The 17,526-nt window shown below is 66.4% G+C and carries 6 protein-coding genes and 4 pseudogenes; 5 read left to right on the forward strand and 5 right to left on the reverse strand.

The genetic code is table 11. The features are described from left to right. Positions 1-55: 55 nt before the first annotated feature. Complete coding sequence (locus M5I08_RS11355) at positions 56-11,110, forward strand: type I polyketide synthase (protein ID WP_219068046.1); 11,055 nt, start codon at positions 56-58, stop codon at positions 11,108-11,110. Here M5I08_RS11355 and M5I08_RS11360 read toward each other — a convergent pair. The 3 genes and pseudogenes from M5I08_RS11360 to M5I08_RS11370 form a co-directional block, all read right to left on the reverse strand. After that, positions 11,054-11,425 carry a PPOX class F420-dependent oxidoreductase gene (locus tag M5I08_RS11360; protein WP_219068047.1) on the reverse strand — a complete coding sequence of 124 codons (372 nt, stop codon included), beginning with the start codon at positions 11,423-11,425 and terminating at the stop codon, positions 11,054-11,056. The two genes, M5I08_RS11355 and M5I08_RS11360, sit on opposite strands and share 57 nt — an antisense overlap. A 13-nt stretch (positions 11,426-11,438) precedes the next feature. Next, a pseudogene (locus tag M5I08_RS11365) lies at positions 11,439-12,245 on the reverse strand (acyl-CoA dehydrogenase family protein); the annotation flags it as partial. A gap of 22 nt (positions 12,246-12,267) precedes the next feature. Continuing rightward, positions 12,268-12,841: pseudogene (locus M5I08_RS11370) on the reverse strand (acyl-CoA dehydrogenase family protein); the annotation flags it as partial. On the opposite strand from M5I08_RS11370, the pseudogene M5I08_RS11375 reads away from it, so the two are divergent. Then, positions 12,840-12,989: pseudogene (locus tag M5I08_RS11375) on the forward strand (transposase); the annotation flags it as partial. The pseudogenes M5I08_RS11370 and M5I08_RS11375 overlap by 2 nt on opposite strands. On the opposite strand, the pseudogene M5I08_RS11380 reads toward M5I08_RS11375, so the two are convergent. After that, positions 12,981-13,527, reverse strand: a pseudogene (locus M5I08_RS11380) (SDR family NAD(P)-dependent oxidoreductase); the annotation flags it as partial. The pseudogenes M5I08_RS11375 and M5I08_RS11380 sit on opposite strands and share 9 nt — an antisense overlap. A gap of 123 nt (positions 13,528-13,650) precedes the next feature. Here M5I08_RS11380 and M5I08_RS11385 point away from each other — a divergent pair. The 3 genes from M5I08_RS11385 to holA all read left to right on the forward strand — a co-directional run bounded on the left by M5I08_RS11385 (position 13,651) and on the right by holA (position 17,124). Beyond that, positions 13,651-14,478 carry a ComEA family DNA-binding protein gene (locus M5I08_RS11385; RefSeq protein ID WP_219068049.1) on the forward strand — a complete coding sequence of 276 codons (828 nt, stop codon included), beginning with the start codon at positions 13,651-13,653 and terminating at the stop codon, positions 14,476-14,478. A 68-nt stretch (positions 14,479-14,546) separates the two neighbouring features. Further along, positions 14,547-16,094: a ComEC/Rec2 family competence protein gene (locus M5I08_RS11390; RefSeq protein ID WP_249763346.1), complete on the forward strand. Its 1,548-nt coding sequence runs from the start codon at positions 14,547-14,549 to the stop codon at positions 16,092-16,094. Between the two features lie 34 nt (positions 16,095-16,128). After that, positions 16,129-17,124 (forward strand): DNA polymerase III subunit delta, encoded by a 996-nt coding sequence (gene holA / locus M5I08_RS11395; protein ID WP_249763347.1) that lies wholly within the window; start codon positions 16,129-16,131, stop codon positions 17,122-17,124. 43 nt (positions 17,125-17,167) lie between these two features. On the opposite strand, the gene rpsT is transcribed toward holA, so the two are convergent. Then, positions 17,168-17,428, reverse strand: a complete 261-nt coding sequence (rpsT, locus tag M5I08_RS11400; protein ID WP_219065759.1) for a 30S ribosomal protein S20 — start codon at positions 17,426-17,428, stop codon at positions 17,168-17,170. Positions 17,429-17,526 lie beyond the last annotated feature (98 nt).

Here is a 17,526-nt window from a genome sequence, read left to right on the forward strand (position 1 = left end):
CCGCAGTGATCTCATCTTCACGGCCGAGCAGGGCTCAAGCAGGAAGGACAACCGCATGGCATCCGTCGCAGGTCATCAGGGGCCGGCAGCGGCCTTCGCGATCGTTGGCTACGCGGCGCGTTTCCCGGGTGCCGCTGATGCAAACGAGTTCTGGCAGGTGCTGCGGCACGGCCGGGACGCGGTATCGGACGTGCCCCAAGACCGATGGGATGTCGACGAATTCTTCGACCCTGATCCCGACACGCCCGGGAAGATTGCGACCCGTCGCGCAGGTTTTGTCGATGACGTGACGGGGTTCGACGCGCCGTTTTTCGGTATGTCGACACGCGAGGTCAGGCTGCTGGACCCGCAGCATCGGCTGCTGCTGGAGACGGCGTGGCGGGCGGTGGAGCATTCAGGCACCGCGCCGACGGCTTTGGCGAATACCAACACCGGTGTGTTCGTCGGGTTGGCCACCCACGATTACCTGGGAATGGCGTCGGCCGAGCTGACTTTCCCCGAAATCGAAGCGTATATGGCAATCGGGACGTCGAATGCCGCAGCAGCTGGCCGGATCAGCTACCGGTTGGGGCTGCAGGGCCCTTCGATGGCCGTCGACACGGCGTGCAGCTCGTCGTTGGTGGCAATTCATCAGGCATGCCAAGCGCTCCGCTCGGGGGAATGTGACCTCGCGCTGGCCGGCGGTGCCAACGTCCTGCTCACTCCTGCGACCATGATCACTTTTTCCCGCGCGCACATGCTCGCGCCCGACGGCCGGTGCAAGACCTTCGACGCGGCCGCAGACGGCTACGTGCGGGGTGAGGGTTGTGGCGTCATCGTCGTCAAGCGGCTGGAGGACGCGATGCGCGACGGTGACCGGATCCGGGCCGTGATCCGGGGCAGCGCGATCAATCAGGACGGCGCTTCGGGTGGTTTGACGGTGCCCAATGGCGTTGCCCAGCAACGCGTTATCGTCGAGGCGCTGAAGCGTGCCGGGGTCGCACCCGGCGACGTCGGATACCTGGAGGCCCATGGCACCGGGACATCGCTGGGCGACCCGATCGAGGCTCAGGCAGCAGGTGCGGTGTTCGGCGTGGGGCGCGACGCGAGCCGGCCGCTGTTGATCGGCTCGGCAAAGACGAATATCGGCCACCTGGAAGCTGCCGCGGGAATCGCGGGCGTGATCAAGGTGATCCTGTCGCTCGAGCACGAGTTGCTGCCGCCGCACCTGCACTTTCGCAATCCGTCGCCGCACATTCCGTGGGACCGGCTTGCGCTGCAGGTTGTGCAAGAGGCCACTCCGTGGGAACGCGACGGCCGGCCGCGTATCGCGGGAATCAGCTCATTCGGATTCGCCGGAACCAACGCGCACGTCGTCCTCGAGGAAGCGCCGCAACAGGTCAGTGAGGTCGCGGTCGCACCGAGTCGGATCGACCAGTCCGGGCATCGACGATTCGGCGTACTTCCGCTATCGGCGCGCACGCCCGCCGCATTGGTTCAGCTTGCCGATCAATATCGCTCCTGGCTCAGCGCCCACCCGGAGGCCAGCTTGGCGGACGTGTGCTTTACCGCCGGGGTGGGCCGAGCACACTTCGAACACCGTGCCGCGTTGGTAGTCGATTCCAAGGAAATTGCCGGCGAGTTGCTCGGTGCGCTCGCCGACGACCGCCCGGCGCCTGGCCTGGTGCGCGGGGTATCCGACGACAAACCGAAGACGGCGTGGTTGTTCACCGGGCAGGGCAGCCAGTACCCCGGCATGGCAAAAGAGCTGTTCGACACCGCGCCGGTGTTCGCCGAGACACTGACCCGCTGTGCCGCAGTGGTCGCCGACGTTCTCGAAAAACCATTGCTGGACGTGATTTTCGATGCGGATGCGCCGAACAGCGAAGAGACGCTGCGGCAGACCTCGTACGCGCAGCCCGCTTTGTTCGCGGTGGAGATGGGCCTGGCCAGCCTCTGGCAGTCATGGGGCTTCGAACCCGACGTGGTGCTGGGGCACAGCGTCGGCCAGTATTCGGCGGCCTGCGTCGCGGGCGTGTTCAGTCTCGAGGATGGCGCGCTGCTGATGGCGGAGCGCGGCCGCCTTTTCGGCAGTTTGCCTGCCGGTGGCCGGATGGTCGCGGCCTTTACCGCCGCCGAGCGGGTCGAGAGCCTCACCGACGAGTTCCCGAGCCTATCGGTGGCCGCCTACAACGGTGTTAACACCGTGTTGTCCGGGCCCGCGCAAGATCTGGACAAGGCGGTCGCCCGGTTGATGGCTGACGGTGTCCGGTGTGACTGGCTGGAGACCAGCCACGCGTTCCACTCGGCGCTGCTGGAACCGATCCTCGACGAGTTCGAGTCATATGCGAACCGGTTCAATTTCAGTTCGCCACAACGGCTTTTAGTGTGTAACCGCACCGGCGCCGCGCTTGGCAGGAGCGTGACGCTCGATGGCGCCTATTGGCGCCGCCACGCGCGCCAACCGGTGGAATTCGCCAAAAGCGTGCGCACACTTGCCGATTTGGGTTGCAAAGTGTTGCTGGAGGTGGGCCCTCAACCGGTGCTCACCGCTGCAGCGTTGCGGGCCTGGCCTGACCCGGCCACTACACCGCGCGCGATCGCGTCATTGCGTCGAAATACCGTCGACCACCGCCAAATCACCGAAGCCCTTGCCGACGCGTACGTCCTGGGCCATCTGCCCGACTTCGGCGCGCTGCGACAAGGGTCGGCGCGAAAGCTCGACCTGCCGACGTATCCGTTCCAGCATCGCCAGTACTGGTACCGAGACAATCGGGAGCGCCCCCACCAAGAACAGAACATTGCTGCGCGTACTGAAGCCGTCCGGCTTCTCGAGGACGATCGGATCGAGGAACTCGCCGCGCTGCTCGACGGTGCGAGCGGCAATCAGCAGACTGTCGACGTGCTGACGAAGCTTGCCGCACAACACAATCAGCAGCGTCAAACCCGGTCGATCGCGGACGGCCGCTACGAGGTCCGTTGGGAGAAATATGCTGCCGCGGTCCCATCTGCGCAAGCCGGTCAGGGGTCTACCTGGCTGATCATCGGCGATGACGGCAATGTCACCCAGCCCTTGGTCGACGCGTTGACCGCCCATGGGCACCAGCATCGGATTCTCAGGTTGCCGGTGTCCGACGCGGACGAGGAACAACTCGAGGTTGGGTTGCGCGCTGCGGTAGCAGAGGATCCGACGCTACGAATCGTCGATGTCGCGGCCCTCGACACCGGCAGCGCACCATCAATGCGCTCGCTGCTGCGGATGCAACACCGAGTCCTTGGGGGAACACGGCGGATCTTCCGCGCGGCGGTTGCCGCAGAATTGCGCAGGCCCATCTGGATGGTGACTCGCGGCGCACAACGAGTCATCGACACCGACACCGTGTCACCAGATCAGAGTTGCCTATGGGGATTTGGTCGTGCCGCCTCGCTGGAGTTTCCGCAAGTGTGGGGTGGACTGGCGGATCTGGCCGGCGCCAGCGCCGACGAATGGTCGCTGTTCATCAACCAGGTGCTGGCGGCATCGCCCGACTCGGTCACCGAAGACCAACTGGCCTTGCGCGATGAAGCGGTTTACGTTGCCCGGCTGGTTCGACGGGTTGGGCCGGCGGGCGCGACACCGCTGGCACTGCGCGACGACGCAACGTATTTGGTGACCGGTGGACTAGGTGCGATCGGACTGGAAATCGCCGGATACCTGGCCGTCCACGGCGCCCGGCATCTGGCGCTGACCGGCCGACGCTCACCCAGCGATGCCGCGCAGCAGCGCATCGATGCGCTCTGCGAACAGCACGGCTGCGAAGTCCGGGTTGTCGCAGCAGATGTCGCCGACGCGCACGACGTCGCACGCCTGTTAGCCACCATGCAGGCCGAATTGCCGCCGTTGGCCGGCATCGTCCATGCCGCAGGTGAGATCGGTACCACCCCGCTGAGCGTCCAGGACGATTCCGAAGTAGATCGGGTGTTCGCCGGCAAGGTCTGGGGCGCTTGGCATTTGAGCGAAGCGGCCGCTGACCTGCAACTGGACTTCTTCCTGAGCACCTCATCGATCGCCTCGGTATGGGGTGGATTCGGTCAGACTGCCTACGGCGCGGCTAACGCCTTTCTCGACGGGCTGGCCTGGCGGCTGCGTGAGCACGGTGTCCGCGGGATCAGCGTTAATTTCGGTCCGTGGTCGGTGGGCATGGCCGACCAGCAGGCCCGTGCCCAACTGGGTAAGCGCGGGATCAAGACGTTGTCACCTGCGGACGCACTGGCGGGTATGGCCGATCTCATGGCGGCTTCGTCCGCGCAGGGGGCAGCCAATGGGACTGTGGCCCGCATCGACTGGGCCCGCTTTCTGCCGCTGTACCAGCAGGCGGGCCGGCGAGCGTTCCTGGCGGAGCTGGAACGTGAGGTGCCCGATACGGCGCCGACGCCAACTCTGTCTGGGAAGACCCAGCTTGTCGAGCGGCTCACGAACGCACCGGTGCAGCACCGCAAGAAACTTCTCGCGGATTACTTGCGCGACGCCGTGGCCGAGGTGACGCGCGTCGACGCCGCGGAGATCCGCGAGGATGCGGGATTCTTTGATCTCGGCATGGATTCGCTGATGGCCGTCGAGTTGCGGCGCCGCATCGAGCAAGGAGTGGGTAGGGAAATACCGGCGACGCTGGCGATGGATTACCCGCGTCTGTCCGATGTGGTGGATTACCTGCTCGGCGACGTGCTCGGATTCAGCGAGCAGGCGCCCGCCAAGTCAGGGCCTGCGCTGGCCTCGGCCGTGACGACGCGCACCGATGAGCCGATCGCGATCGTCGCGGTATCGTGCCGTTTCCCCGGCGCACCCGACCCGGAAGCTTTCTGGGAGGTGCTGTCCGGCGGTGTCAATGCGATCCGGGAAGTCCCGGAGGACCGATTCGACATCGACGAGTTTTACGACCCGGATCCAGAGACCGCGGGCAAGATCTACAGCCGCTTCGGGGGATACCTCGACGGCATCGACGGATTCGATCCCGAATTCTTCGGCATCTCCCCGCGCGAGGCTGTGTGGATCGAGCCGCAGCAGCGGCTGATGCTCGAAACCGCGTGGGAAGGCCTCGAAAGGGCTGGGTATTCCCCGGCGACGTTGCGCGGCAGCCGAACCGGCATTTTCGTCGGCGTGGCTGCCAACGAGTATGCGCATCTGCTATCCGCCGAGGCGGTTGACAAAATCGAGCCGCACTTCATCACCGGCAACGCGCTCAATGCAATTTCGGGTCGGGTTGCCTTCGCGCTCGGGCTGGAAGGACCGGCGGTGGCGCTCGATACCGCGTGCAGCTCGTCGTTGGTGGCCGTGCATCAGGCCTGCCAGGCATTGCACTCCGGCGACTGCGATTTGGCGCTGGCCGGCGGGGTGAACGTCTTGCTGAGTCCGGTAACCAACATCGCCGCCTCACGCGCCAGAATGCTTTCCCCCGTCGGGCGATGCAAGACCTTCGACGCCTCCGCCGACGGCTATGTGCGCGGCGAAGGCTGCGGGATTCTGGTGCTCAAGCGGTTAAGCGATGCGGTGCGCGACGGCGACCGGGTTTGCGCGGTCATCCCGAGCAGTGCGGTCAACCAAGACGGCGCTTCCAGCGGTTTGACGGTGCCCAATGGTGGTGCACAGCAACGGCTCATCGGAACAGCGCTGGCTCGTGCCGGTCTGACCGGCGGGGACGTCGACTATCTCGAGGCGCACGGAACAGGCACCCCGCTCGGTGATCCAATCGAGGTGCAGGCGGCCGGGGCTGTTTACGGTGCCGCCCGCGACGCGGACCGGCCATTGCTGATGGGTTCGGTGAAGACCAACATCGGCCACCTCGAGTCGGCGTCTGGGGCCGCCGGACTGATCAAGGTTGTGTTGTCTTTGCAGCACGGAATGCTGCCGCAGAGCCTGCACTTTGACACACCCTCGCCGCATATCCCGTGGGACTCCTTGCTGGTGCGGGTCGTGGACGAGCCGACTCCTTGGCAGGCGAGCGGTAGGCCGCGGCGCGCAGGCGTGAGTTCCTTCGGATTCACCGGCACGAACGCGCACGTGCTGATCGAGGAGGCCCCGCCGCAATCCCCAGTCGCAGCCGCACCGGAACCGGCCAACATCGATGAATCGGTCAACGTGCTGCCGCTGTCTGCACGGTCACCGGAGGCACTGGCGGCGTTGGCGCGGCGCTATGGAGCCTGGCTGGACGAGCATCCAGCGGTCGACATCGCCGATGTGTGCCTCACGGCCGGGGCGGGGCGTTCGCATTTCGAGCACCGAGCCGCGCTAGTGGTGGATTCGGTTGTAAGCGCCCGCGACAGCCTGGCCGAGCTGGCCGAGAACAAGCTGCGACCCGGCATGATACGTGGCGAGTGCACTGACCGGCCGACGACGGCGTGGCTGTTCACCGGGCAGGGCAGCCAGCATCCGGGGATGGCCCGCGAATTGTTCGACGCTGAGCCGGTTTTCGCAGAGACAGTGACACGTTGCGCGGACGCGGTCAAGGGCATACTGGCCCGCCCGCTGCTGGAGGTGCTGTTCGCCACCGACCGCGAGACCGGCGGTGAGGCCGGAGAGACGCTGAAGCACACGTCGTTCGCCCAGCCGGCGCTTTTCGCCGTCGAGATGGGTCTGGCCCGGCTGTGGCAGTCCTGGGGCGTGGAGCCCGATGTGGTGCTGGGGCACAGCGTGGGCCAGTACGCGGCAGCGTGTGTGGCCGGGGTGTTCAGCCTCGAGGACGGTGCACGGCTAATGGCCGAGCGTGGCCGGCTGTTCGGCAGTCTGCCCGAGGGCGGCCGGATGGTCGCGGTGTTCGCCGACGCCAAGCACGTCGAGGAAATCGCCAGCGAATTTTCTCGGATTTCTCTCGCCGCCTACAACGGCCCCAACTCGGTGCTGTCGGGTCCGGGTGAGGATCTGCAGCAGATAGCCACCAAATGTGGCAACGACGGGATCCGCTGCAGCTGGCTGGAAACCAGTCATGCCTTCCATTCGGAGTTGCTGGAGCCGGTGCTCGGCGAATTCGAGTCATACGCTAGGCAATTGCAGTACGCCATGCCGACGTTGCCGCTGGTCTGCAACCGCACCGGCACCGTCCTCACCGCGGAAACCCCGCTGGACGCTCCATACTGGCGGCGGCATTCCCGCCAGCCGGTGCAGTTCGCCGAAAGCGTGCGCACTGTGGCGGCACTGGGATGCTCGGTCTTGATGGAGATTGGTCCGCAACCGGTTCTGACCGGGGCTGCGGTCCAAGTCTGGCCGGAGCATTTGGCCGCGCCGCGCGCGATCGCTTCTCTGCGCAAGGGCGTCGGCGACCAGCGCCAGATCGCTGAAGCGCTGGCCGCGGCCTATGTCAGCGGTCATCGGCCCAACTTCGCTGCGCTGCATCACCAACCTCGCCGCAGGCTCGAACTGCCGACTTATCCGTTCCAACGCCGTCGCTTCTGGCCCAAGACTTCCGGCACCGCCGGCTTCGACGGACAGGGCGCGGGCGCATCCGGAATCGTTGGCGGTGCAAAAGATCTCGCCTCCGGGGACTCTGTCTACACCAGCAGGCTGTCGGTCAAATCGCAACCGTGGCTTTCCGATCACGTCATCTACGGCACCGTTGTGGTGCCCGGGGCGACGTACGCGGCGATGGCCTTGGCCGCCGTCGGGCCACCGGCCCGGGTGCAAGACGTCTTTTTCTATGAGCCGATCATCTTGCCGGAGAAGACTTCCCGCGAGGTGCAGCTGACGTTGCATCCGCTTGAGGACGGCGGCGGCTGGAGCTTTCGGGTGCACAGCCGCCCATACGGCGTCCGTGACACCGAATGGGCGTTTAACGCCGACGGCACTGTCGTCACCGGTATCGAGGACGAGCCGGTAGCCGAATCAGCGGAGCCCATCGACGCGGTCATCGAGTCAATGGAGCGTACGCGCCCGCAGCAACTGTTCGAGACCTTCGCCGACATGGAGCTGGCATGGGGGCCCGCCTGGTCAAATTCCCTGAAATCGCTGTGGGTCGGCGAGGGTGAGGCGATCGGTGATGTCATCGTCGGCGCAGAACTCACCGAACATCTCGGAACCGAACCGATTCACCCGGTGCTGCTCGACCTGTGCACCGGAGTTGCCTTTCCGGCATTCCCAGCCCTACTTGCGGCCGAACAAGGGGTTTCCGACCTGTTCTTGCCGTTGCGCTACGGACGAGTAGAGCTGCGCGAGAAAATGCCTCGGCGGTTCTACTGCCGCGCCAAGTGGCACACCAGCGGCCTGGACGTTGAAACCCAAGTCTTCGACCTGGATTTCGTGGACCGGGATGGCCGCCGCCTCGGCGGGATTCGTGAGTTCACAGTCAAACGCGCTCCCCGCGAAGCGTTGTTGCGCGGGCTCGGCGGCGATGCCACCCGGCTGCTGTATACCCTCGGCTGGCACGAGGTGCCGCCGCCGGCATCGAGCGACGACCCGCCGAACACGATCGGCACTTGGCTGATTGCCGGATTCGACGAACTGGCGGCCAAGCTGCCCGGCTGCATCTCCTTTGACCGGAGAACAGATCCGGAGCAATTGGGGCAGCTGCTGGCACAGGCTCACGGGCGCGGTATGCCGTTCTGCGGCGTCGTCTGGCGTAGCACCGGACCGGGCGTAGAAGAGTCGAGCGCTGAGTCCGCTGCACGGCTGGAGACCGAGGTCGGCCACTTGCTCAGTGCCGTGCACACCGTGCAGGGCGATCCGGCGATCAAACTTCCCGGTGGACTGTGGATCATCACCGAACGAGCTGTGGCGACCGAATCCGGCGAGCCGGTCGACCCGGTGCAGGCGGCGTTGTGGGGACTCGGGCGCACCGTCGTCAATGAGGAACCGGGTTTGCGATGCCGGCTCATCGACTGCGACGGCTCAGAGGACGCCGTGCACTCGCTGGCAGACCTTCTCGGCGCACCGAGCCAAGCCCTCAACGAACCCGAACTCGCGTTACGGCAAGGCAAGTTCCTGGCGTCCCGGTTACTGCAATGGTCGCGCAGCGGTCATCTCGCGTTACCGCGAGCAACTGATTATGCGCTGGCGCCCACGGAACGCGGCGCGATCGACAACCTGCGCCTGACCGAGGCGGAAGTGCCGCCGCCGGACGACGGCTATGTGCAGGTCCGAGTTGAAGCCGCTGGTTTGAACTTCCGGGATGTGCTCAATGTGCTGGGCCTCTACCCCGGCGATCCGGGCCCGATCGGCGGCGACTTCGCTGGCGCCGTCACCCAGGTGGGTGGCGGCGTCAGCGGACTCGAGGTGGGCATGCGCGTCTACGGATTCATGCAGGGCGCGTTCGCCAGCAGGTTCAACGTGCCGGCCCAGTTGCTGGCGCCGATTCCCGACCGCCTGAGCGCGGTAGCCGCGGCGACCATTCCCGCTGCGGCACTCACGGCCCGACTCGCATTCGACTGGGCGCAGCTGAAGCCGGGTGACCGTGTGCTCATCCACGCCGCCAGCGGTGGTGTCGGACTGGCCGCCATCCAGATGGCCCAGCAGCACGGGGCGGTCGTCTTCGCCACCGCAAGCACCTACAAACGCGCGACGCTGCGCAAGCTGGGTGTGAAATACGTCTACGACTCGCGCAGTACCGATTTCGCCGATCAAATCCTCGTTGATACTGACGGTGCCGGCGTCGATGTGGTACTCAACAGCCTGACCAATGAGGGGTTTGTCGAAGCGACCGTACGGGCGACGGCCCAAAACGGCCGGTTCGCCGAAATCGCCAAGCGAGACATCTGGACTCGCGAACAGATGGCGGCGGCCCGTCCCGATATCGCCTACGAGATCGTTGCGCTGGATACGGTTACCTTCGATGAGCCCGAGCGTATTCGTGGCTTGCTGGGCGAGGTGTCGGACGGGTTGGCTCAAGGGGAGTGGGCGCCACTACCCGCCGAGATCTACCCCCTGACCGAGGCGAAGACGGCTTTCCGCCGGATGCAGCAAGCGCGGCATATCGGAAAGATCGTGCTGCACATGCCGAATCCGTTGCAGCCGCGCGGCGATCGCAGCTATCTGATCACCGGTGGCCTCGGTGCTATCGGTCTGTACACGGCGGCCTATCTGGCCCAACTCGGTGCTGGTGACATCGTGTTGACCAGCCGGCGCGAGCCGGATGCGCAGGCACAACAGGCAATTGAGGACATCACCGAGCGCTACCGCTGCCGCGTCCACACCTTCGCGGCCGATATCGGCGACGAGACGCAGGTCGCCCAGTTGCTGGAGCGGATCCGCGCGGAGTTACCGCCGCTCGCGGGAGTGGCGCACTTGGCAGGAGTGCTCGACGACGCGCTGCTGTCACAGCAGAGCCTGGAGCGTTTCCGCACGACGTTGGCGCCCAAGGCGTTCGGCGCCATCTACTTGGACCGGTTGACGAAGAAGGACGATCTCGACTTCTTCATCGTGTCCTCCTCGGTGTCCAGCTTGCTCGGTTCACCCGGCCAGGCGAACTACTCGACTGCCAATGCGCTGCTCGACGGGCTGGTCGCGGAACGACAGGCGCGCGGCTTGCCGGCGACCGGCGTCAACTTTGGACCCTGGGCCAGGGGTGGCATGGCCGCGTCGGAAGCGGTGCGCGCCAACATCAGTGCGCAAGGCCTAATTCCGCTGGAACCCTCGGCTGCCCTAGGAGCGCTCGCGCAGGTCGTCGCCAACGGAACGGCGCAGGCAACCGTCATCAAAGCCAACTGGCAGCGTGCTGCCAAGGTGCTGGGCAGTTCTCGCCCACCGATTCTCGACCTGGTGTTGCCGAGTGCGGCCGGGGAGATAACCGGTGACAGTGAGTTGCTCCGGAAACTGCAGGAAATTCCGGTGGCGCAGCGCGCCGGGTTCATTACCGAATTCCTGCAGCGCGAAGTGCAGGGTTTCCTGCGCCTTGCGCAACCGCCGGCCGCCACCAGTCGGTTCTTGGACCTGGGCACGGATTCACTGATGGCGGTCGAACTTCGCAACCGGTTGCACAGCCAGTTCGGTGGCGCGTTCACGATCAACGCCACCGCGGTGTTCGACTACCCTACGATTGGTGGGCTCGCCGAGTATCTTGCGGATCAGCTGCCCGAGTCGGATACCCAGTCGGCCTCGGAAACGGGCGCGGCGTCAGTCGGCGACATTGAACCCCGAAATGACCTTGGTGGGCCGGACTCGGACAACTAACTCGCCGGTCACGGCGTTGCGCTGGCCGAATTCTTTGGCACGGTGGGCGCCCATGTAGCGTCCGCCGATTCGAGTCGCGATCTCGAGCAGGTCCGCTGCATCGTCCTGCACCGACGCCGTGCCCTGCACCTGCACCTGCACAAACGAGTACGGCGCATGCGGGCCGTCGACGCAGATGACGACCCGTGAATCCCGGGCCAGCGCACGGCCTTTCGCCGTGTCGCGGCCGGTGTTGAACACCAGCTGCCCGTTGTCGACGATGAACCACACCGGCGCTACCAGCGGCCGGCCGTCGGCGGCGGGGTAACCGAGCATCGCGGTGCGGGTGGGTGCGCTCGACCGCGGTCAGCCGCGCCGCATAGTGGCCCACGGGATATTCCGCGGTCCTACCGATGCCGCCGTGCAGCTGAATCGACTCCTGCGCGATGTGTCGTCCCGATCGGCCGATCTGCAGCTTGGCCCTGGCCGCGACGACCGGGTCCAGATTGCCGTCGGCAATCGACATCGCGGCGTAGAAGTTCATGCTGCGGGCCAGTTCCAGCGACACGCACATGTCGGCGGCACGCTGCGTCAGCGTCTGAAACGTGTTGAGCGCGAACTGCTTGCGCGTCTTGAGATGATCGGTGGTCAACCGAAGCGCCTCTTCCATGGCACCGACCGCCTCCGCGCACAATGCCGACTGGATGCGCACGACGCCGTTGCGGATCGCCGCCGACGCGTCCACCGCGCCGCCGAGCGGGGCGCCCGGCGTCTGGTCCAGGTCGATCTGGGCACCCCGCTGGCCGTCGAAGGTGCGATACGGCTGGCGACTCACGGCCTCGCCGTCGACCAGGAACAAACCGATTCCGCCGTCGGGTAACTTCGCGCCGACCACCAGGCTGTCGGTGCCCGCGCCGGCGAGCACCGGGTTCTTCCGGCCGCTGAGCAGCCACGAATCACCGTGCCGCACAGCGGTTGTCGCGATACTCTCGGCGGACGCAGCGCGCATCACGGGTTCGAGGTGGGTGAATGCCAGCAACCGCTGCCCGGCGGCGACCTCGTCCTTGTGGCGGCTTTCCGGGTCATAGCCTCGGGACAGCAAGTCGCGGGTGGTGTCGCGCAGCAGTAGCTGCTCGTCGCTCAACTCAAAGTCCATGGCTCTATCTCACACTCCTGTCTTACAAGCCGAGAATGGTCGACGCAATGATGGTGCGCTGAACTTCGTTGCTGCCACCGTAAATCGACGTCTTGCGGTAGTTGAGGTAGTGCGGCACGCTGCCCTGCGCCCACTGCGGTGATCTCGTCGCCGGCCTCGAGCGGCAGCGCATCCGGGCTCGCGACTTCGACGAGCAATTCCGTGGTGAGCTGCTGCAAAACGCTGTTCCGCAACTTGAGCACCGACGACACCGGATTGGGTTTACCGTCCGCAGAGCCGGACGCGACCCGCACCTGCGTGAGTTCTAATGCCAACAAGTCGTTTTCGGCTTCAGCGAGCCGGGCGGCAAACAGCGGATCGTCGAGCATGCCGGTGTCGGTGGCGCACTCTTTGACCTCGGCGAGACGGACCTTGGTCCGGCCCACCCCGGCGATGCCGGTCCGCTCGTTGCCCAACAGGAACTTCGCGTAGGTCCAGCCTTGATTCTCTTCTCCGGCAAGCTGATCGGCGGGCACCCGGACGTCTTCGAAGAACACCTCGTTGACCTCGACGCTGCCGTCGATCAGCTTGATCGGCCGCATCGTGATGCCCGGGGTGTCCGAGCAGGCCGTCACCACGATCACCGACCGGGTGATCGAAGCGATGAGCGAGCGGCAGAACCGTCCGCTGGACCCGGTGTATCCGGTGGTGTTCATCGACGCGATCAACGTCAAGATTCGTGAGGGCAACGTCGCCGACCGGCCCGGGCATCAACGAAGTGACCGTGACTGCGGTTCCGCGCAACTCATCCTGCAGTGCTTCGGCGAACGACTGAATGAACGGCTTGGATGCGTTGTACACCGACTGGTAGGGACCTGGCATCATCGCCGCGATCGACGACGTGAACAGCAGCTTGCCGGCGTCGCGGCGCACCATGTCCGGCAGGACCAGCTTGGTCAGGTGCACCGTTGACCGCACGTTCAGGTCGACGATCGAAAGGTTGTCCTTCGAGTTTGCTGTCCACGAAGCTTTGGCCGGCGCCTCTGCCGGCGTTGAGCGCCGCTGCGTCGAGTTGCCGACCGCTCTCAGTAATCTGCTGATAGAGTATTTCGACGCCGTCCGAGGTGCGCAGATCCACCTGAACCGGCCTGACATCGGTATTCCATTCGGACAACTCGGTGGCCGCCGCGTGAATACCGTCATCGTCGGAGGCAACCACAAGATCAAAGCCGTGCTGCGCAAACTCCTTGGCGAGCTGGAAGCCGATACCACTTGATGCGCCGGTGATCAGTGCAAAACCCATGGGCCTCGGCTACCCGGCTGGCCAACCGTCAAACTCGTACACAGTCGGCAGTCAGTGCACAACCGGCGTCGCCAGCCTCGGCGACGGCACTGGCGCGACAGCCGGCGCACCTACCGTCGGCGCATGCGCACAGAACTGCCCGCCGAGCGGCTGCATCGACGGCTCGGCGCCCAACCGGACAGCGATGCCGACGCTACCGATGCCGACACCGACCCCAACTCCCTGCTGCCACGGTGGCTTCCGGACAGTTCCGGACAGCACGGCGGCGGTTGGCTCTCGCGGGTGCGCGCCGACCCGGGCCGGGCGGGCGCTGTCGCGTTGGCTGCGGTCGCCGCAGTCGCGGTGCTGGTCACCATCTTTACATTGATGCGCGACCAGTCCGCACCCGTGATGTCGGCGAAACTGCCGCCGGTCGACGCCGTGGCGTCGGCGAGCCGCCGCCCGAGTTCAAGTCAGCCGGCCACCCCGAGTCAACCGGTGGTGGTCAGTGTGGTGGGCCTGGTTCACACGCCCGGCCTGGTCACCTTGGCGCCGGGGGCGCGGATCGCCGACGCGCTCAAGGCGGCGGGCGGCGCAACGGATGGCGCCGACACCATCGGGCTGAACATGGCCCGCCAAGTCGGCGACGGCGAACAGATCGTCGTCGGCATCGCGCCCGTCAAGGGGCAACCGCCGGTGTTGGGCAGTTCGGTCAGCTCCGGCTCCGCCGCCCTGGGCACGCCGGGCCCGCCATCTCGTCAGGACAAACCCGCGCGGGAGCAGCCGGTCAACCTGAACACCGCAACTGTGCAGCAGTTGGACGCCCTGCCCGGGGTGGGCCCGGTGACGGCGGCAGCGATCGTGGCCTGGCGGGACGCCAACGGAAAGTTCACCAGCGTCGATCAACTCGCCGAGGTCGACGGCATCGGCCCGGCGCGTCTGGAAAAGCTGCGCCCACTGGTTCGTGTCTAAGACCGGTGCACAACCCATCCGGCGGCGACGCCGCGACGGCAGCGTCATCGCGCCGCTCCTCCTCATCGCTGGGGTCTGCATCGTCGCCGCCGCGGCTGGATGCCCGTCTGGTGCCGGCCGCGTTGACCAGTTGGACAGTCACCGCCGCGGGAATCATCTGGCCGATCGGCGGCGTGGTCGGCTCGGTGTGTGCGGTCGTGAGCGCCTTGGGCCTTGTGTTGTGGCGCACCGGCCGGCGAAACCCGCGGATGCGTGCCATCGGCGTCGGAGTGGTCGCCGTTGGCGTCGTCGGGGCAGGGTACGGGTTTGGGATTGCGTTGCGCGCCAACGCAGTCGCCGGCCATCCCGTCACTGCGGCATTCGGGACGGCTGCGCAGGTGGTGGTCACGCCCAGCGAAAGCGCGGTGTCGGTGGGCTCAGGACGTTCGGGCAGGCTGATGTTTCGTGCCACATTGCAGCAACTGGGACGCGACCCGATGTCGGGCCGAGTGGTGGTTTTCGCGCCGGCGCGCGACTTCACTGCCGTGATGGTCGGTCAGCCGATGCGCTTCCGCGCCAGGATCACCCGCCCGACCCGACATGACCTGACCGTCGCGGCGGTGAACGCGGTCGGCCCGCCGACGATGGGTCGCGCGGGGCCGGTGCATCGCGCTGCGTACGCAGTCCGTACGGCGTTCGCCGCCACCGCCGGGCACGTGCTGTCTGCAGACCAAGCGGCGATGCTGCCGGCGCTGGTGCTCGGCGACACTTCGACGGTCAGTGCGATCACCAGCCGAGATTTCCGTGCCGCGGGTTTGACGCACCTGACAGCGGTATCCGGGGCCAATGTCACGATCGTGTGCGGAGCGGTGCTGTTCTCGTCGCGGCTGATCGGTCCGCGGGCGGCGGTGGCGCTGGCCGGTATCGCCTTGGTGGTGTTCGTCATCGTCGTACAGCCCACGGCCAGCGTGCTGCGCGCGGCGGTGATGGGCGCGATAGCGCTGGTCGGCATGCTGTCTTCGCGGCGGCGGCAAGCGATTCCAGCGCTTGCCGCCGCCGTGCTGGTGTTGATGGTCGCCGCTCCGCAGTTGGCTGTCGACGTAGGCCTCGCGCTATCGGTGGTGGCCACGGCGGCGCTGGTGGCCATCGCGCCGATCTGGTCGCAGCGCTTGGTCGCGGGCGGCTGGCCCAGGCCGCTGGCGGACGCCGTCTGCGTCGCGTGTGCAGCGCAGTTGGTGACGGCGCCACTGATCGCCGGGATATCGGGTCGGGTGAGTCTGGTGGCCGCCGCAGCCAATCTCGCAGTGGCGGCGCTGATCGCGCCGATCACCGTGCTCGGCAGCGCGGCCGCCGCGCTGTGCTCGTGCTGGCCGGCCGCCGCGCAGTTGCTGATCCGGTTCACCGGACCCGAACTGTGGTGGGTGTTGCGGATCGCGCATTGGGCAGCCGCCGTGCCCGCCGCCAGCCTGCCGGTGCCGTCCGGCATATCCGGGGTCCTGACGGTCGGCCTTGCTGCGCTCCTGGCCGCGCTGTTGTGGCGGCGGCGCTGGTTTCGGGCCGGGATGGCGGTCGCAGCTGCCGGGCTGATTTCTTGGTCGTTGTCGGGCCTGCTGGTAGGAGCTGTCGGCCGCACATGACACGATCAAAGCCGTGAGCCAGCAGGTTTCGGCATTGCATCTTGTGCTGGGCGACGAGGAGTTGTTGGTCGAGCGCGCCGTCGCCGGGGTGCTACGGGCGGCCCGGCAGCGCGCCGGCACCGACGATGTTCCGGTGAGCCGGGTGCGAGCCGGCGACCTCGGTGTCTACCAGCTGGCCGAGTTACTGAGCCCGTCCCTGTTCGCCGAGGAGCGGGTCGTCGTCTTGGAAGCCGCCGGTGAGGCAGGCAAGGAAGCCGCGGAACTCCTCGCCAACGCCGCCGCGGACATTCCGTCGGGCACCGAGCTGGTCGTGATGCACTCAGGTGGGGGGCGTGCCAAGGCGCTGGCGAGTCAGCTGCGCGCGCTCGGTGCTCAGGTGTACCCGTGCGCGAAGATCACCAAGTCCAGCGAACGTATTGACTTCGTCCGCAACGAATTTCGTGCGCTGAAGGTCAAGTCCGACACCGACACCATCACTGCGCTGCTGAATGCGGTTGGCTCCGACATACGCGAACTGGCTTCGGCCTGTTCTCAACTGGTAGCCGACACCGCGGGCCGTGTCGATGTCGCCGCGGTGCGGCGCTACCACGGTGGCAGGGCCGAGGTGAAGGGATTCGACATCGCCGACAAGGCGGTGGCCGGTGACGTCGAAGGTGCGGTCGAGGCGTTGCGGTGGGCGATGATGCGCGGCGAGCCGAATGTGGTGCTGGCCGACGCGTTGGCCGAGGCCGTGCATGCGATCGGCCGGGTGGGTCCGCTCTCCGGTGACCCCTACCGCCTGGCCGCCGAAGCCGGGATGCCGCCCTGGCGGGTGCAGAAGGCGCAGAAGCAAGCCCGGCGCTGGTCGCGGGACATGGTCGCTATCGCGATGAGGTTGGTCGCGGCGCTCAACGCCGACGTCAAGGGCGCGGCCGCTGACGCCGACTATGCGCTGGAAGCGGCGGTGCGAAAAGTCGCCGAGCTGGCGGCCGGCGACGATGCGGGCCGGGACGGCCCGCGGTGGGGGCACCCCCGGCCGCGGAGCGGCTAGGGGGCAAGCCGGGCAATTGGGTAGGCCGACCCGGGTCGCTGACTCAGAGCTTGTGCAGGGCGTGCGCCAGCGCTGACTTCTTGTTGGCCGCCTGATTCTTGTGGATCACGCCCTTGCTGGTCGCCTTGTCCAGCTTGCGGCTGGTGGAGATCAGCAACTCGGCGGCTTTGTCCTTCTCGCCGGCGGCCGCGGCCTCGCGGAAGGCGCGGACAGCTGTGCGAAGCGATGACTTCACCGACTTGTTGCGCAGTCGGGCACGCTCATTGGTGCGGTTGCGCTTCTGCTGCGACTTGATGTTGGCCACGCGTCAATTCCTTCGACGTAATTTTTTTGGCGGCTTGTGGTGTCACGGTTGGCCGCTGTGTCTTTACGCTTGAGCGGCGACTGCTTAGGCTATCAGTC

The sequence above is a fragment of the Candidatus Mycobacterium methanotrophicum genome (assembly GCF_023515995.1).
In the GTDB taxonomy this organism is placed as follows: domain Bacteria; phylum Actinomycetota; class Actinomycetes; order Mycobacteriales; family Mycobacteriaceae; genus Mycobacterium; species Mycobacterium methanotrophicum.

Excerpts from the sequence above, each read along its gene's own strand:
- M5I08_RS11355 (WP_219068046.1), top strand. The coding sequence starts at position 56 with ATGGCATCCGTCGCAGGTCATCAGGGGCCGGCAGCGGCCTTCGCGATC.
- M5I08_RS11360 (WP_219068047.1), bottom strand. The coding sequence starts at position 11,425 with ATGCTCGGTTACCCCGCCGCCGACGGCCGGCCGCTGGTAGCGCCGGTG.
- M5I08_RS11385 (WP_219068049.1), top strand. The coding sequence starts at position 13,651 with ATGCGCACAGAACTGCCCGCCGAGCGGCTGCATCGACGGCTCGGCGCC.